The organism is Actinosynnema sp. (assembly GCF_052038725.1).
Map to the genome: position 1 here is coordinate 1 of NZ_JBQGCX010001225.1, position 1,720 is coordinate 1,720.

At 67.2% G+C, this 1,720-nt stretch carries 1 protein-coding gene; it reads left to right on the plus strand.

What is annotated here, in order from left to right; all coding sequences use genetic code 11:
* Positions 1-257: 257 nt before the first annotated feature.
* A partial coding sequence (locus ACTUAL_RS25730) for a hypothetical protein (RefSeq protein WP_440902057.1) occupies positions 258-1,720 on the plus strand: 1,463 nt, incomplete at its 3' end.

Here is a 1,720-nt window from a genome sequence, read left to right on the forward strand (position 1 = left end):
GCCGGTCGGGGTGGCGCCGGGTGGATGCGGCTGGCGAGTTTTGGCGGTAGCGGGTGTGGGCGGCACCTTCTGGAACAGAGGCAGCAGGACCACAGCACGTTGAGGCGCCAGCGACTCGCAAAGAAAGCCGGCCCGAGTCAATAACTTAGCCGTTTGCGTGTGCGGAACCTCCCCGTATGGTTGCACCGTGCATAGGAGGCTGAGTGTTGGGACGGCGGGCGAACAGGACGGCGGAGGGGCGGACATCGGTACCACAGGTGCCCAATCGTTCAGCCGTAACGATTCTGGAGGCGGGCTCTCTGCCCGTCCGCGACCTAGCCGGGCTCGCCGTCCGCGAAGGCCGACGTCCCAAGGCGGTCTACGGCACTCACAAGTGGTTCGCCCGCCGCCTCGGGACGGCGTTTCGAGCACTCCTGATTGGTGCGTCCGTGCCGGACGGAACCGACTTCTGGGAGGCGTTCGAGCAGGGTGTCGACCTGACCGGGCGCACGATGCTCGACCCATTCGTAGGGGGCGGCACCTCAGTGATTGAGGCTCAGCGCCTCGGCATGGCCTGTCTCGGGGTGGACGTGGATCCTGTCGCGGTGGCGATCACATCATTCCAGTCGCGTCTCGCCGCACTTCCCGACCTGGACGGCACCCTGGCCGAGTTTCGACGAGAGGTGGCATCCGTCGTCTCCCCGTATCACCGCCGCCCCGACGGCCGGGAAGTCCTCCATCACTTCTGGGTCCAAGTGGTACCCTGCGCCGCCTGCGGGCGGGACTTCGACGCGCACCCCAACTTCATCCTCGCCGATGAGGCGGACGCCTCCCACAAGCACGTCTTCTGCGGCTCCTGCGGCGACGTTCAGGTCGTGCCCAAGGCTTGGAAGTCCTTCACGTGCAAGGCCTGCGGCGACCGAACGAACCTCACCGAGGGCCGCGTGGACTACGGCAAGGCGGCCTGTCCGCACTGCGGCCACAAGGAGCGCCTGATCGATGTCGGCAGCCGGACGGGCAAGGCGCCGAACTTCCGGCTCTTCGCCGTGGAAACCATCCCCGTGGAGCGCTCGTCGCGCCCGGTGCCCATGCGCGACCGCGTCTTTTCGAAAGCGGACGAGAGCGACTTGGCTGCCTACGCACAGGCCGAGGCTCACGTCGCAGCCCTGCTGGCCGACGGTGGCCCGGGCCTGCCAGGGCGGCTCATTCCCGCCGAGGGGCGCTCCGACGACCGCCCCCTGCGGTATGGCTACCGCCGTTACACCGACTTCTTCAATGCCCGCCAACAGCTCCACCTGTTGCTGCTCTCCCGCGCAATCCTGCAGCTGGAGGGGCCGGTGCGGGAGGCGTTGTCGATCGCCTTCAGCGACCACCTCAAGGCCAACTGCACGCTGGCTAGCTACGCCGTCGGCTACAGACGGCTCTCCCCGCTGTTCGCGTTGAGGGCCTTCAGGCATGTACCGCGGCCAGTCGAGCTGAATCCGTGGGTGGAGGGGACCGGGCGTGGCAGCTTTCCCAACGCGGTTAGACAGGTTTCCCGCGCCGCTTCGTGGGTGCGGGAGGAACGCGAGTACGCTCGTTCCGGAGGGTTTGTTCCGTCCAAGGGCAGTCCACGAGGCCGGGTGGACGTGCGTGTCTGCAGCGCCGCTAGCCTGTCCCACGTGGCTGATGGGTCGGTTGACCTGGTGATGACCGACCCCCCCTACTTCGACAACATCGCGTACTCGGACCTGGCCGACTT